Source organism: Kluyvera sp. STS39-E (genome assembly GCF_040932435.1).
Classification (GTDB): Bacteria; Pseudomonadota; Gammaproteobacteria; order Enterobacterales; family Enterobacteriaceae; genus Kluyvera.
In genome coordinates, this window is sequence record NZ_JBFQGA010000017.1 from 1 (window position 1) to 16,243 (window position 16,243).

Below are 16,243 nucleotides of genomic sequence, written 5' to 3' on the forward strand. Positions count from 1 at the left end.
AGGCGTAGAGATGGTAATGCCAGGCGACAACATCAAGATGGTTGTGACTCTGATCCACCCAATCGCGATGGACGACGGTCTGCGTTTCGCAATCCGTGAAGGCGGCCGTACCGTTGGTGCGGGCGTTGTTGCTAAAGTAATGAGCTAATTGCTGATATTATTTGACGCAATGCGCAATAAAAGGGCATCATTTGATGCCCTTTTTATACGCTGTCGAACCAGAACCTGGCTCATCAGTGATTTTCTTTGCCATAATCATTGCTGAGACAGGCTCTGTAGAGGGCGTTAAGTCCGAAACTCAATTTCGGTTTGGATCGCCTCGCACTCGCGGGGTGTAATTATTTGTAGAATACTTCTGACAGGTTGGTTTATGAGTGCGAATACCGAAGCTCAAGGGAGCGGGCGCGGCCTGGAAACGATGAAGTGGGTAGCCGTTGCCGTATTGCTGATCGTAGCAATCGTAGGTAACTACCTTTATCGTGACATGATGCTGCCGCTGCGTGCGCTAGCCGTAGTAATTATTATTGCTGCAGCGGGTGGTGTCGCGCTGTTGACGACAAAAGGCAAAGCGACCGTTGCGTTTGCGCGTGAAGCGAGAACTGAAGTTCGTAAGGTGATTTGGCCAACTCGCCAGGAAACGCTGCACACTACGCTGATCGTTGCTGCGGTCACTGCGGTAATGTCACTGATCCTGTGGGGACTGGATGGTATTCTGGTTCGCCTGGTATCCTTTATCACTGGCCTGAGGTTCTAAGATGTCTGAAGCACCTAAAAAGCGTTGGTACGTCGTTCAGGCGTTTTCCGGTTTTGAAGGCCGTGTAGCCACGTCGCTGCGCGAGCATATCAAATTACAAAACATGGAAGAGCTGTTTGGCGAAGTTATGGTTCCGACTGAAGAAGTCGTTGAAATCCGTGGCGGCCAGCGTCGTAAAAGCGAACGTAAATTCTTCCCGGGCTATGTACTCGTTCAGATGGTGATGAACGATGCAAGCTGGCACTTGGTGCGCAGCGTGCCGCGCGTGATGGGCTTTATCGGTGGTACTTCTGACCGCCCAGCGCCTATCAGCGACAAAGAAGTTGATGCGATCATGAACCGTCTGCAGCAGGTTGGTGATAAGCCGCGTCCTAAAACAATGTTCGAGCCTGGTGAAATGGTTCGCGTTAGCGACGGTCCGTTCGCTGACTTCAACGGCGTTGTTGAAGAAGTTGATTACGAGAAGTCCCGCCTGAAAGTCTCTGTTTCTATCTTCGGTCGTGCGACCCCAGTAGAACTCGACTTTGCTCAGGTTGAGAAAGCGTAAGACGGCGATCAAAAAAGCATCGATTTAATCGTTGCACGAGGCGCGAAATTGGCATACAATTTCGCGCCTTTTGTTTTTATGGGCAACTGCCTGTAAGACGATTTTTACATCACGGGGAGCCTCCTTGAGGCGCTATTACCCAATTAGAGGATTTTAGAATGGCTAAGAAAGTCCAAGCCTACGTTAAGCTGCAGGTTGCAGCTGGTATGGCGAACCCAAGTCCACCGGTTGGTCCAGCACTGGGTCAGCAGGGCGTGAACATCATGGAATTCTGCAAAGCGTTCAACGCAAAAACTGATTCCATCGAAAAAGGTCTGCCAATTCCGGTTGTTATCACCGTTTACGCTGACCGTTCTTTCACCTTCATTACCAAAACGCCTCCAGCAGCAGTTCTGCTGAAAAAAGCAGCTGGTATTAAGTCTGGTTCCGGTAAGCCGAACAAAGACAAAGTTGGTAAAATTTCCCGCGCTCAGCTGCAGGAAATCGCGCAGACCAAAGCTGCCGACATGACTGGCGCCGACATTGAAGCGATGACTCGCTCAATCGAAGGTACTGCACGTTCCATGGGCCTGGTAGTGGAGGATTAAGAAATGGCTAAACTGACCAAGCGTATGCGCGTGATCCGTGAAAAAGTTGATGCGACCAAACAGTACGACATCAACGAAGCCATTGCTCTGCTGAAAGAGCTGGCCACTGCTAAATTCAACGAAAGCGTTGACGTTGCCGTTAACCTCGGTATCGACGCTCGTAAATCTGACCAGAACGTACGTGGTGCAACTGTACTGCCACACGGTACTGGCCGTTCCGTTCGCGTTGCCGTATTTACCCAGGGCCCTAACGCAGAAGCAGCTAAAGCTGCTGGCGCAGAGCTGGTAGGTATGGAAGATCTGGCTGAACAGATCAAAAAAGGCGAAATGAACTTCGACGTTGTTATCGCATCTCCAGATGCAATGCGCGTTGTTGGCCAGCTGGGTCAGGTTCTGGGCCCACGTGGTCTGATGCCAAACCCGAAAGTTGGTACTGTAACCCCTAACGTTGCTGAAGCAGTTAAGAATGCTAAAGCAGGTCAGGTTCGTTATCGTAACGACAAAAACGGCATCATCCACACCACCATCGGTAAAGTGGACTTTGACGCTGACAAACTGAAAGAAAACCTGGAATCTCTGCTGGTTGCGCTGAAAAAAGCAAAACCAACTCAGGCGAAAGGCGTGTACATCAAGAAAGTTAGCATCTCCACCACCATGGGTGCGGGTGTCGCTGTTGATCAGGCTGGCCTGACTGCAGTAGCTAACTAATATTCGCCTTTACGTGGGCGGTGGTTTTGTCTACAATTCTACCCCCATGTTTGTTGACGAAAGTTAGCAGCTAAAAAGATTTGTTCGTTGGAGCCTGGCCTATCCAGGCCTCCGTCGAAGACCGCAGGTGTTTCGCAAGAAACTTAATGCCCTGCGTAGACGGTGACAGAACGCTAAGATTATTTTTAATACTCTGGCTTGTTTCTGCTCACCGTATTTAAGACGCTCTCTCCGTTTGGAGGAGTGAAGTGAGTTCCAGGGCATGAGCCCTGGCAAACATCCAGGAGCAAAGCTAATGGCTTTAAATCTTCAAGACAAACAAGCGATTGTTGCTGAAGTCAGCGAAGTAGCCAAAGGCGCGCTGTCTATGGTTGTTGCGGATTCCCGTGGCGTTACTGTAGACAAAATGACCGAACTGCGTAAAGCAGGTCGCGAAGCCGGCGTATACATGCGTGTTGTTCGTAACACCCTGCTGCGCCGTGTTGTTGAAGGTACTCAGTTTGAGTGCCTGAAAGACGCGTTCGTTGGTCCGACCCTGATTGCATACTCTATGGAACACCCGGGCGCAGCTGCTCGTCTGTTCAAAGAGTTCGCGAAAGCGAATGCAAAATTCGAGGTCAAAGCCGCAGCCTTTGAAGGTGAGTTAATCCCGGCATCGCAGATCGATCGCCTGGCAACTCTGCCAACCTACGAAGAAGCAATTGCACGCCTGATGGCAACCATGAAAGAAGCTTCGGCTGGCAAACTGGTTCGCACTCTGGCTGCTGTACGCGATGCGAAAGAAGCTGCTTAATAGCGGTTCTCTTTGTAAAGTATTTGCTTACGTATAAACTTATTCTGATTTTCAGGAACAATTTAAATGTCTATCACTAAAGATCAAATCATCGAAGCAGTTGCAGCTATGTCCGTAATGGACGTTGTAGAACTGATTTCTGCAATGGAAGAAAAATTCGGCGTTTCTGCTGCTGCCGCTGTAGCTGTTGCTGCAGGTCCAGCTGAAGCTGCTGAAGAAAAAACTGAATTCGACGTCGTACTGAAAGCAGTTGGCGCGAACAAAGTTGCAGTAATCAAAGCAGTACGTGGCGCAACTGGCCTGGGTCTGAAAGAAGCTAAAGACCTGGTTGAATCTGCTCCAGCCGCTCTGAAAGAAGGCGTGAGCAAAGATGACGCTGAAGCACTGAAAAAATCTCTGGAAGAAGCTGGCGCTGAAGTTGAAGTTAAATAAGCCAACTTTTCTAGTTGAAGCCTGAGAAATCAGGCCGATGGCTGGTGACTTTTTAGTCACCAGCCATTTTGCGCTGTAAGGCGCCAGTAGCATTTCACACTGTTTGACTGCTGGCTGTCCTAACAATGCCTGTTTCTATCGACGACTTAATATATTGCGACAGGGTGCTCGCTCTGTGTAAATCGCAATGAAATGGTTTAAGCGTGATAGCAACAGGTATTGCGGAAAGTGTTCCATTTTCCGGTCCACAAAATAGTGTTGCACAAACTGTCTGCCAATGGACAGATGCGTCGACTTGTCAGCGAGCTGAGGAACCCTATGGTTTACTCCTATACCGAGAAAAAACGTATTCGTAAGGATTTTGGTAAACGTCCGCAGGTTCTGGACATACCTTATCTCCTTTCTATCCAGCTTGACTCGTTCCAGAAGTTTATCGAGCAAGATCCTGAAGGTCAGTATGGTCTGGAAGCTGCTTTCCGTTCCGTATTCCCGATTAAAAGCTACAGCGGTTATTCGGAGCTGCAATACGTCAGCTACCGTCTGGGCGAACCGGTGTTCGACGTTCAGGAATGTCAGATCCGTGGCGTGACTTATTCCGCACCGCTGCGCGTAAAACTGCGTCTGGTGATCTACGAGCGCGAAGCGCCGGAAGGCACCGTTAAAGACATCAAAGAACAAGAAGTCTACATGGGTGAAATTCCACTCATGACTGACAACGGTACCTTTGTTATCAACGGTACTGAGCGTGTTATCGTTTCCCAGTTGCACCGTAGCCCAGGCGTCTTCTTCGACTCCGATAAGGGTAAAACCCACTCTTCGGGTAAAGTGCTTTATAACGCGCGTATCATTCCTTACCGTGGTTCTTGGCTGGACTTCGAGTTCGATCCGAAAGACAACCTGTTTGTCCGTATCGACCGTCGTCGTAAACTGCCTGCGACCATTATTCTGCGTGCGCTGCAGTACACCACTGAGCAGATCCTTGACCTGTTCTTTGACAAAGTTATCTTCGAGATTCGCGATAACAAACTGCAGATGGAATTAATTCCAGAGCGCCTGCGTGGTGAAACTGCCTCCTTCGACATCGAAGCGAATGGCAAAATCTACGTAGAAAAAGCTCGCCGCATTACTGCGCGTCATATTCGCCAGCTGGAAAAAGACGATATCAAACATATCGAAGTTCCGGTTGAGTACATCGCGGGTAAAGTTGCGGCTCGAGACTACGTTGACGAATCCACCGGCGAACTGATCTGCGCGGCGAACATGGAGCTGAGCCTGGATCTGCTGGCTAAGCTGAGCCAATCTGGTCACAAGCGCATCGAAACGCTGTTCACCAACGATCTGGATCACGGTGCGTATATCTCTGAAACGATTCGCGTCGACCCAACCAACGATCGTCTGAGCGCGCTGGTAGAAATCTACCGCATGATGCGCCCTGGTGAGCCACCAACTCGCGAAGCGGCTGAAAGCCTGTTCGAGAACCTGTTCTTCTCCGAAGACCGCTATGACCTGTCTGCGGTTGGTCGTATGAAGTTCAACCGTTCTCTGCTGCGCGACGAGATCGAAGGTTCCGGTATCCTGAGCAAAGATGACATCATCGAAGTGATGAAGAAGCTCATCGATATCCGTAACGGCAAAGGCGAAGTCGATGATATCGACCACCTCGGCAACCGTCGTATCCGTTCCGTAGGCGAAATGGCGGAAAACCAATTCCGCGTTGGCTTGGTACGTGTTGAGCGTGCGGTGAAAGAGCGTCTGTCTCTGGGCGATCTGGATACCCTGATGCCTCAGGATATGATCAACGCCAAGCCGATTTCTGCAGCAGTGAAAGAGTTCTTTGGTTCCAGCCAGCTGTCTCAGTTTATGGACCAGAACAACCCGCTGTCTGAGATTACGCACAAACGTCGTATCTCTGCCCTCGGCCCAGGCGGTTTGACCCGTGAACGTGCAGGCTTTGAAGTTCGAGACGTACACCCGACTCACTACGGTCGCGTATGTCCAATCGAAACGCCTGAAGGTCCAAACATCGGTCTGATCAACTCACTGTCCGTGTACGCACAGACTAACGAATACGGCTTCCTCGAGACTCCGTACCGTAAAGTGACTGACGGTGTTGTAACTGACGAAATTCACTACCTGTCTGCTATTGAAGAAGGCAACTTCGTTATCGCTCAGGCGAACTCCAACTTGGACGAAGAAGGCCACTTTGAAGAAGACCTGGTAACCTGTCGTAACAAAGGCGAATCTAGCCTGTTCAGCCGTGACCAGGTTGACTACATGGACGTATCCACCCAACAGGTGGTATCCGTCGGTGCGTCCCTGATCCCGTTCCTGGAACACGATGACGCCAACCGTGCATTGATGGGTGCGAACATGCAACGTCAGGCGGTTCCAACTCTGCGTGCTGATAAGCCGCTGGTTGGTACCGGTATGGAACGTGCTGTTGCCGTTGACTCCGGTGTTACTGCAGTTGCTAAGCGTGGCGGTACCGTACAGTACGTCGATGCATCACGTATCGTTATCAAAGTTAACGAAGACGAGATGCATGCAGGCGAAGCGGGCATCGACATCTACAACCTGACCAAATACACCCGTTCTAACCAGAACACCTGTATTAACCAGATGCCGTGTGTGTCTCTGGGTGAGCCAATCGAGCGCGGCGACGTGCTGGCAGATGGCCCATCTACCGACCTCGGTGAACTGGCTCTGGGTCAGAACATGCGCGTGGCATTCATGCCATGGAACGGTTACAACTTCGAAGACTCCATCCTCGTATCCGAGCGTGTTGTTCAGGAAGACCGTTTCACTACCATCCACATTCAGGAACTGGCATGTGTGTCCCGTGACACCAAGCTGGGGCCAGAAGAGATCACCGCTGACATCCCTAACGTGGGTGAAGCTGCGCTCTCCAAACTGGATGAGTCCGGTATCGTTTACATTGGTGCAGAAGTGACCGGTGGCGACATTCTGGTTGGTAAGGTAACACCGAAAGGTGAAACCCAGCTGACGCCAGAAGAGAAGCTGCTGCGTGCAATCTTCGGTGAGAAAGCGTCTGACGTTAAAGACTCTTCTCTGCGCGTACCAAACAGCGTTTCCGGTACCGTTATCGACGTTCAGGTCTTTACTCGCGATGGCGTAGAAAAAGACAAACGTGCGCTGGAAATCGAAGAAATGCAGCTGAAGCAGGCCAAAAAAGACCTGTCTGAAGAACTGCAGATCCTCGAAGCTGGCCTGTTTAGCCGTATCTACGCGGTGCTGGTTGCTGGCGGTGTTGAAGCTGACAAGCTCGACAAACTGCCTCGCGATCGCTGGCTGGAACTCGGCCTGACCGACGAAGAGAAACAAAATCAGCTGGAACAACTGGCTGAGCAGTACGACGAACTGAAACACGAATTCGAGAAAAAACTCGAAGCGAAACGCCGCAAAATCACCCAAGGCGACGATCTGGCACCGGGCGTGCTGAAGATTGTTAAGGTATATCTGGCCGTTAAACGCCGTATCCAGCCTGGTGACAAAATGGCAGGTCGTCACGGTAACAAGGGTGTTATCTCCAAGATCAACCCGATCGAAGATATGCCACACGATGCTAACGGTACGCCGGTAGATATCGTACTGAACCCGCTGGGCGTACCATCGCGTATGAACATCGGTCAGATCCTTGAAACCCACCTGGGTATGGCTGCGAAAGGTATCGGCGATAAGATCAACGCCATGCTGAAACAGCAGCAAGAAGTCGCGAAACTTCGCGAGTTCATCCAGCGTGCATACGATCTGGGCACCGACGTTCGTCAGAAAGTCGACCTGAGCACCTTCAGCGATGACGAAGTGCTGCGTCTGGCAGAAAACCTGCGTAAGGGTATGCCGATTGCAACACCAGTGTTCGATGGTGCGAAAGAGTCAGAAATCAAAGAGTTACTGCAACTCGGCGGTCTGCCTTCTTCGGGTCAGATTACGCTGTTCGATGGTCGTACCGGTGAGCAGTTTGAGCGTCAAGTAACCGTAGGTTACATGTACATGCTGAAACTGAACCACTTGGTTGATGACAAGATGCACGCGCGTTCTACCGGTTCTTACAGCCTGGTTACTCAGCAGCCGCTGGGTGGTAAGGCACAGTTCGGTGGTCAGCGCTTCGGTGAGATGGAAGTGTGGGCGCTTGAAGCATACGGCGCGGCATACACCCTGCAGGAAATGCTTACCGTTAAGTCTGATGACGTGAACGGTCGTACCAAGATGTATAAAAACATCGTGGACGGCAACCATCAGATGGAACCAGGTATGCCAGAATCCTTCAACGTATTGTTGAAAGAGATTCGTTCTCTGGGTATCAACATCGAGCTGGAAGACGAGTAACTCTCGCTCAAACAGGTCACTGGCGCCGGGGTAAGACCCGGTGCCAGATTGTGCTAACTCCGACGGGAGCAAATCCGTGAAAGATTTATTAAAGTTTCTGAAAGCGCAGACTAAAACCGAAGAGTTTGATGCGATCAAAATTGCTCTGGCATCGCCAGACATGATCCGTTCATGGTCTTTCGGTGAAGTTAAAAAGCCGGAAACCATCAACTACCGTACGTTCAAGCCTGAGCGTGACGGCCTTTTCTGCGCCCGTATCTTTGGGCCGGTAAAAGACTATGAGTGCCTGTGCGGTAAGTACAAGCGCCTGAAACACCGCGGTGTGATCTGTGAGAAGTGCGGCGTTGAAGTGACCCAGACCAAAGTGCGTCGTGAGCGCATGGGCCACATCGAGCTGGCATGTCCAACTGCGCACATCTGGTTCCTGAAATCGCTGCCGTCCCGTATCGGTCTGCTGCTCGATATGCCACTGCGTGATATCGAACGCGTACTGTACTTCGAATCTTATGTTGTTATCGAAGGCGGTATGACCAATCTGGAACGCCAGCAGATCCTGACTGAAGAACAGTATCTGGATGCGCTGGAAGAGTTCGGTGACGAATTCGACGCGAAGATGGGTGCGGAAGCTATTCAGGCCCTGCTGAAAAGCATGGATCTGGAGCAAGAGTGTGAAACTCTGCGCGAAGAGCTGAACGAAACCAATTCCGAAACCAAGCGTAAGAAGCTGACCAAGCGTATCAAACTGCTTGAAGCGTTCGTACAGTCTGGCAACAAGCCAGAGTGGATGATCCTGACCGTTCTGCCGGTTCTGCCGCCAGATCTGCGTCCGCTGGTTCCGCTGGATGGTGGCCGTTTCGCAACGTCGGATCTGAACGATCTGTACCGTCGCGTAATCAACCGTAACAACCGTCTGAAACGCCTGCTGGATCTGGCTGCACCTGACATCATCGTACGTAACGAAAAACGTATGCTGCAGGAAGCGGTCGATGCCCTGCTGGATAACGGTCGTCGCGGTCGTGCTATTACCGGTTCTAACAAACGTCCTCTGAAATCTTTGGCCGATATGATCAAAGGTAAACAGGGTCGTTTCCGTCAGAACCTGCTCGGTAAGCGTGTTGACTACTCCGGTCGTTCTGTAATCACCGTAGGTCCATACCTGCGTCTGCATCAGTGCGGTCTGCCTAAAAAAATGGCACTGGAGCTGTTCAAACCATTCATCTACGGCAAATTGGAACTGCGTGGCCTCGCCACCACCATCAAAGCCGCTAAGAAAATGGTTGAGCGTGAAGAAGCTGTCGTTTGGGATATCCTGGACGAAGTTATCCGCGAACACCCGGTCATGCTGAACCGTGCACCAACACTGCACCGTCTGGGCATCCAGGCGTTTGAGCCAGTACTGATCGAAGGTAAAGCTATCCAGCTGCACCCGCTGGTCTGTGCGGCATATAACGCCGACTTCGATGGTGACCAGATGGCTGTTCACGTACCGCTGACGCTGGAAGCTCAGCTGGAAGCGCGTGCGCTGATGATGTCTACCAACAACATCCTGTCCCCAGCGAACGGTGAGCCAATCATCGTTCCTTCTCAGGACGTTGTATTGGGTCTGTACTACATGACCCGTGACTGTGTTAACGCCAAAGGCGAAGGCATGGTGCTGACTGGCCCTAAAGAAGCTGAGCGTATCTATCGCGCAGGTCTGGCCTCTCTGCATGCGCGCGTTAAAGTGCGTATCACCGAATACGAAAAAGATGAAAACGGCGAATTCGTTGCGACAACCAGCATTAAAGACACGACCGTTGGCCGTGCTATTTTGTGGATGATCGTGCCGAAAGGTCTGCCTTTCTCCATCGTCAACCAGGCGCTGGGCAAGAAAGCTATCTCCAAAATGCTGAACACCTGTTACCGCATTCTGGGCCTGAAGCCGACCGTTATCTTCGCTGACCAGACCATGTACACCGGCTTTGCCTACGCTGCCCGTTCCGGCGCATCCGTTGGTATCGACGATATGGTTATCCCAGAGAAGAAATACGAAATCATCAGCGAAGCAGAAGCTGAAGTTGCTGAGATCCAGGAGCAGTTCCAGTCTGGTCTGGTAACCGCTGGCGAACGCTACAACAAAGTTATCGATATCTGGGCTGCGGCGAACGATCGTGTATCCAAAGCGATGATGGATAACCTGCAAACTGAAACCGTGATTAACCGTGACGGCGTCGAAGAGCAGCAGGTTTCCTTCAACAGCATCTACATGATGGCCGACTCCGGTGCGCGTGGTTCTGCAGCACAGATTCGTCAGTTGGCTGGTATGCGTGGTCTGATGGCTAAGCCAGATGGCTCCATCATCGAAACGCCAATCACCGCGAACTTCCGTGAAGGTCTGAACGTACTCCAGTACTTCATCTCGACCCACGGTGCTCGTAAAGGTCTGGCGGATACCGCACTGAAAACTGCGAACTCCGGTTATCTGACGCGTCGTCTGGTTGACGTTGCACAGGATCTGGTTGTTACTGAAGATGACTGCGGCACGTTGGAAGGCATCACCATGACCCCGGTTATCGAGGGTGGTGACGTTAAAGAACCACTGCGCGATCGCGTATTGGGTCGTGTAACTGCTGAAGACGTTCTGAAGCCGGGTACCGCGGACATTCTGGTTCCACGCAACACGCTGCTGCACGAACAGTGGTGTGACCTGCTGGAAGAGAACTCCGTTGACTCCGTCAAAGTGCGTTCCGTTGTATCCTGTGACACCGACTTTGGTGTATGTGCGCACTGCTACGGTCGTGACCTGGCGCGTGGCCACATCATCAACAAAGGTGAGGCTATCGGCGTTATCGCGGCACAGTCCATCGGTGAGCCAGGTACACAGCTGACGATGCGTACGTTCCACATCGGTGGTGCGGCATCTCGTGCGGCTGCTGAATCCAGCATCCAGGTGAAAAACAAAGGTAGCATCAAGCTCAGCAACGCGAAGTCGGTTGTGAACTCCAACGGTAAGTTGGTTATCACTTCTCGTAACACCGAGCTGAAACTGATCGACGAATTCGGTCGTACCAAAGAAAGCTATAAAGTGCCTTACGGCTCTGTTATGGGTAAAGGTGATGGCGAGCAGGTTGCTGGCGGTGAAACCGTTGCAAACTGGGATCCACACACCATGCCGGTAATCACCGAAGTGAGCGGTTTCATGCGCTTTACTGACATGATTGACGGCCAGACCATTACTCGTCAAACCGACGAGCTGACCGGTCTGTCTTCTCTGGTGGTTCTGGATTCTGCAGAGCGTACTGCGGGTGGTAAAGATCTGCGTCCAGCACTGAAAATCGTTGATGCTAACGGTAACGACGTTCTGATCCCAGGCACCGATATGCCTGCTCAGTACTTCCTGCCGGGCAAAGCGATCGTTCAGTTGGAAGATGGTATTCAGATCAGTGCGGGTGATACCCTGGCGCGTGTTCCTCAGGAATCCGGCGGTACCAAGGATATTACCGGTGGTCTGCCACGCGTTGCGGATCTGTTCGAAGCTCGTCGTCCGAAAGAGCCAGCTATCCTTGCGGAAATCACCGGTATCATTTCCTTCGGTAAAGAAACCAAAGGGAAACGTCGCCTGGTTATCACTCCGTTAGACGGTAGCGATCCATACGAAGAGATGATTCCTAAATGGCGTCAGCTCAACGTGTTCGAAGGCGAACGTGTAGAACGTGGTGACGTGGTTTCCGATGGTCCAGAAGCTCCGCACGACATCCTGCGTCTTCGTGGCGTACACGCGGTAACGCGTTACATCACCAACGAAGTACAGGACGTTTACCGTCTGCAAGGCGTTAAGATTAACGATAAACACATTGAAGTTATCGTTCGTCAGATGCTGCGCAAAGCGACCATCGAGAATGCTGGTAGCTCCGACTTCCTGGAAGGCGAGCAGGTTGAATACTCCCGCGTCAAGATTGCAAACCGCGATCTGGAAGCGAACGGCAAAGTGGCGGCAACTTATGCTCGCGACCTGCTGGGTATCACCAAAGCGTCTCTGGCAACCGAATCGTTCATCTCTGCCGCATCGTTCCAGGAGACTACCCGTGTCCTGACCGAAGCAGCCGTTGCGGGTAAACGCGACGAACTGCGTGGCCTGAAAGAGAACGTTATCGTGGGTCGTCTGATCCCAGCGGGTACCGGTTATGCGTACCACCAGGATCGTATGCGCCGTCGCGCAGCCGGCGAACAGCCAGCTGCACCGCAGGTGAGTGCAGAAGAAGCTTCTGCAAACCTGGCAGAACTGCTGAACGCAGGTCTGGGTGGTTCAAATAACGACTAATCGTTCACGTTAGTGCGATAAGTTGAAAAGGCCAGTCATTGCGACTGGCCTTTTTTATGGCTTTTTTCTACCTTCCCCCCATATTTAGCAGCGCTTTGGTCCGGCCTGGAATATTGTGCAGTGCCTCACTCTGGCCATCTTCTGCCTTGGCTATACTCCATCGGGTATGGCGTCTAACCCTACCTCTCAAAATGGATAACCTAATGAATAGAAAAGTATTTTCTTATTTCATCGGCTCTGCCGTTGCCGTGGCGCTTTCGGCTGCGATCGTTAATCCAGCCTTTGCCGCAGATACCCAACCGCATAAACCCAAAATCGCGTTAGTCATGAAATCGCTGGCGAATGAGTTTTTCCTGACCATGGAAAATGGCGCCAAGGATTATCAAAAGAAAAACGCAGATAAATTCGATCTGGTTTCTAACGGCATTAAAAATGAAACCGACACGACGAGCCAGATTCAAATTGTTGAGCAGATGATTGTCTCCAAAGCTGATGCCATCATCATTGCACCGTCTGATTCCAAAGCGTTGGTACCGGTGGTGAAAAAAGCGGTCGATGCTGGGATCCTCGTAATCAATATCGACAACCAGTTTGATGCCGCCGTACTTAAAGATAAGGGGCTGAACGTGCCGTTTGTTGGTCCGAATAACCGTAAGGGCGCGAAAGATATTGGCGATTACTTGGCGAAGCATCTGAAGGCGGGCGATGAGGTTGGCATTATCGAAGGCATTCCAACATCAACCAACTCACAGCAACGTACGTTAGGTTTCCAGGATGCGATGTCTGCCGGGGGAATGAAGGTGGTTTCCGTACAGTCCGGTCAGTGGGAGATGAATAACGCCAACGCGATTGCGGCGGCGATGCTGAGCGAGTACCCAAATATAAAAGCACTGTTGGCAGACAACGACAACATGGCCCTTGGGGCGGTTTCTGCGATTCGCGCTGCCGGGAAACGCGGTCAGGTGCAGGTTGTTGGCTATGACAATATCGAGGCTATCAAACCGATGCTCCAAGATGGTCGCGTACTGGCGACGGCGGATCAGTTCGCCTCGCAGCAGGCGGTGTTTGGTATTAATACCGCGCTGGATGCGTTGAAGGCCGGCAAGAAACAAAGTGAGCTTTCCGGCAGCGTTGAAACGCCGGTTAAATTGATTGTGAAGCAGTAAGTTGCATCTGGCTCTCCGGGGTCACAGCGTTGGCCCCGGGTTTTAGTAGGGATTCGGCAGAGCAGGTGCGTGTGCAAAATGGCTGAACATCAAGAAATTATGTCCTTGTCCGGCATAGGTAAAACCTACAATGAACCGGTGCTGACCAATATCGATCTCACGTTGTATGCTGGAAAGGTCTTGGCGTTAACGGGGGAGAATGGCGCGGGAAAAAGTACACTGTCTAAAATCATTGGCGGACTGATTACGCCGACGACCGGCACAATGACCTTTCTCGGGCAGCCCTATGCTCCCGCCAGCCGTAAAGAGGCGGAGAAGCTTGGCATCCGCATGGTGATGCAAGAGCTGAATCTCCTGCCAACCTTAACCATTGCCGAAAATCTGTTTCTCGACCAGTTACCGAATCGATGCGGGTGGATACACCGCAAGCGTCTACGGGAGATGGCTTCTCCGGTGATGGCGATGGTCGGCCTACAGTCGCTCGACCCGGATATGCTGGTGGGCGAGCTTGGCATTGGTCATCAGCAGATGATTGAAATCGCCCGTAATCTGATCGGTGACAGCCGTATTCTTATTCTCGATGAACCGACCGCCATGCTGACCAGCCGCGAAGTTGAATTGCTGTTCGAGCAAATTCAGCGCTTCAAGCAGCGCGGTGTGTCACTGATCTATATCTCTCATCGCCTCGACGAGCTGGCGCGAATCGCTGACGATATTACGGTGCTGCGTGACGGCAAGCTGGTCTGTACCGACAATATCAAGCGCTATAGCAGCGACCAATTGGTTTCGCTCATGGTGGGGCGTGATCTGGACAGTACTTTTGATATCAGCGCCCGCATCCGTGGCAACCCGATACTCAAGGTGGAGCATTTTACCCGAGGAAAGACGCTACAAGATATCTCCCTGACGCTACATCGTGGGGAGGTTTTGGGCATTAGCGGGCTGGTTGGGGCGGGGCGTACGGAGCTCATGCGTGCAATTTTTGGCGCCGATCGTATCGACAGCGGGCAACTGCTGGTGGGCGATCCGCTTAAACCTGCCACTCTTCGCTCACCCTCTGATGCAATAGCTCACCGTATCGCGCTGGTGACTGAAGACCGTAAAGGAGAAGGGCTATTGCTGCCACAATCGGTGGCGGCAAACACGTCGCTGGGCAATAGCGAAAAGGTTAGCCACCTTTCGTGGCTGGATGCCAATGAAGAACGGCAGCTGGCGCAAAAATATATTACCCGGTTGGGCATTCGCACCTCGGGCACTGAATTTGCCGTCGATAGTCTGTCCGGCGGGAATCAACAAAAGGTGCTGATTAGTCGTTGGTTGGAGCGAAACTGCGACGTCATCCTCTTTGATGAGCCGACGCGGGGCATCGACGTTGGTGCCAAGCGGGATATTTATTTGCTACTGAATGAACTGACGCAGAGCGGTAAGGGGCTGATCGTGGTGTCTAGCGATCTGCGAGAGCTAATGCTGATTTGCGATCGCATTGCGGTGCTCTCCGCCGGTAAGCTGGTGGAGACCTTCACCCGCGACAGCTGGACGCAGGACGCTATTCTGGCCGCCGCGTTTTCTGGCTACCAAAACGCCAAAGGGAACCTACACGATGAGTAATGCTTCACTGCCCATTAAGACGCGCACGTCATCATGGCGTGGGCTGAGCAGCTACTTGGGATTAATTGGCGCGCTTCTGGCGATGATTATTCTCTTCTCGTTTCTCAGCGATCACTTTTTAAGTCTGAATACCTTCAGCACCATTGCCAACCAAATTCCCGATCTGATGGTGATGTCTGTGGGCATGACCTTCGTATTAATTATTGCCGGTATCGATCTGTCGGTCGGCTCGGTGCTGGCGCTGTCGGCGGCGGTGGTCAGTGTAACCTATCTTAACCTGCATTGGTCGCCGTGGCTGGCCGCGTTGTCCGGCATCGTCGCCGCAACGCTGGTGGGTTCGCTGACCGGGCTGATTTCGGTCATCTGGCGCATTCCGACGTTTATTGTTTCCTTGGGGATGCTGGAAATGGCGCGCGGGAGTGCGTACCAGCTGACGGATTCCCGCACTGCCTATATCGGCTCCAGCTTTGACTTTCTTGCTGACCCGATAATTTTTGGTATATCGCCGTCGTTTGTGATTGCAGTGCTGGTGATTCTCGTTGGGCATCTGGCGCTCACTCGGACTATCTTCGGGCGTCATTTAATCGGCATTGGCACCAACGAAGAGGCTGTACGATTATCCGGCATTAATCCTGCACCGTATAAAGTGGTTGTTTTTGCGCTGATGGGGGCACTGGCTGGGCTGGCTTCACTGTTTCAAGTCGCGCGTTTGGAAGCTGCAGACCCTAACGGCGGTGTGGGGATGGAACTGCAGGTGATTGCCGCGGTGGTGATTGGCGGAACGAGCCTGATGGGAGGGCGAGGTTCGGTTATTTGTACTTTCCTTGGTGCGCTGATTATTTCCGTGCTGGCGGCGGGGCTCGCGCAAATTGGCGCCAGCGAGCCAACAAAGCGCGTAATTACCGGCGCCGTTATTGTGGTTGCCGTGGTGCTTGATACTTACCGCAGCCATCGCCAGAAAAAGTAGCAGACAGAAAAAACAAAAGGCACCCTTCGGGGTG

Annotated in this window: 11 protein-coding genes and 1 pseudogene; all 12 read left to right on the forward strand. The window is 52.0% G+C overall.

Annotation, left to right across the window (positions count from 1 at the left end; all coding sequences use genetic code 11):
- Window positions 1-148 (forward strand): annotated as a pseudogene (gene tuf / locus AB4K05_RS23990) (elongation factor Tu); the annotation flags it as partial.
- A gap of 222 nt (window positions 149-370) precedes the next feature.
- On the forward strand, window positions 371-754 hold the full coding sequence (gene secE, locus AB4K05_RS23995; RefSeq protein ID WP_349601864.1) for a preprotein translocase subunit SecE: 384 nt from the start codon (window positions 371-373) through the stop codon (window positions 752-754).
- Window position 755: 1 nt separating this feature from the next.
- Window positions 756-1,301, forward strand: a complete 546-nt coding sequence (gene nusG / locus AB4K05_RS24000; RefSeq protein ID WP_052285355.1) for a transcription termination/antitermination protein NusG — start codon at window positions 756-758, stop codon at window positions 1,299-1,301.
- Window positions 1,302-1,459: 158 nt separating this feature from the next.
- Entirely contained in the window at window positions 1,460-1,888 is a 429-nt protein-coding gene (gene rplK, locus AB4K05_RS24005) for a 50S ribosomal protein L11 (protein ID WP_012133815.1), read from the forward strand.
- Between the two features lie 3 nt (window positions 1,889-1,891).
- Window positions 1,892-2,596, forward strand: coding sequence for a 50S ribosomal protein L1 (rplA, locus tag AB4K05_RS24010; protein WP_368482188.1), 705 nt, complete (start codon window positions 1,892-1,894; stop codon window positions 2,594-2,596).
- Window positions 2,597-2,891: 295 nt separating this feature from the next.
- Complete coding sequence (rplJ, locus tag AB4K05_RS24015) at window positions 2,892-3,389, forward strand: 50S ribosomal protein L10 (RefSeq protein WP_008460149.1); 498 nt, start codon at window positions 2,892-2,894, stop codon at window positions 3,387-3,389.
- 66 nt (window positions 3,390-3,455) lie between these two features.
- The gene (gene rplL, locus AB4K05_RS24020; protein ID WP_052285352.1) at window positions 3,456-3,821 is read left to right on the forward strand and encodes a 50S ribosomal protein L7/L12; all 366 of its coding nucleotides are present in this window, start codon (window positions 3,456-3,458) and stop codon (window positions 3,819-3,821) included.
- A 318-nt stretch (window positions 3,822-4,139) separates the two neighbouring features.
- A complete protein-coding gene (gene rpoB / locus AB4K05_RS24025; protein ID WP_368482189.1) occupies window positions 4,140-8,168 on the forward strand; it encodes a DNA-directed RNA polymerase subunit beta in 4,029 nt (1,342 codons plus the stop codon).
- Between the two features lie 76 nt (window positions 8,169-8,244).
- Window positions 8,245-12,468 (forward strand): DNA-directed RNA polymerase subunit beta', encoded by a 4,224-nt coding sequence (gene rpoC, locus AB4K05_RS24030; protein WP_368482190.1) that lies wholly within the window; start codon window positions 8,245-8,247, stop codon window positions 12,466-12,468.
- Window positions 12,469-12,671: 203 nt separating this feature from the next.
- Window positions 12,672-13,634 (forward strand): sugar ABC transporter substrate-binding protein, encoded by a 963-nt coding sequence (locus AB4K05_RS24035; protein ID WP_368482191.1) that lies wholly within the window; start codon window positions 12,672-12,674, stop codon window positions 13,632-13,634.
- A 78-nt stretch (window positions 13,635-13,712) separates the two neighbouring features.
- Complete coding sequence (locus AB4K05_RS24040; protein WP_368482192.1) at window positions 13,713-15,242, forward strand: sugar ABC transporter ATP-binding protein; 1,530 nt, start codon at window positions 13,713-13,715, stop codon at window positions 15,240-15,242.
- Window positions 15,235-16,209, forward strand: coding sequence for an ABC transporter permease (locus AB4K05_RS24045; RefSeq protein WP_368482193.1), 975 nt, complete (start codon window positions 15,235-15,237; stop codon window positions 16,207-16,209). The genes AB4K05_RS24040 and AB4K05_RS24045 overlap by 8 nt, the downstream gene beginning before the upstream one ends.
- The last annotated feature ends 34 nt before the right edge of the window (window positions 16,210-16,243 follow it).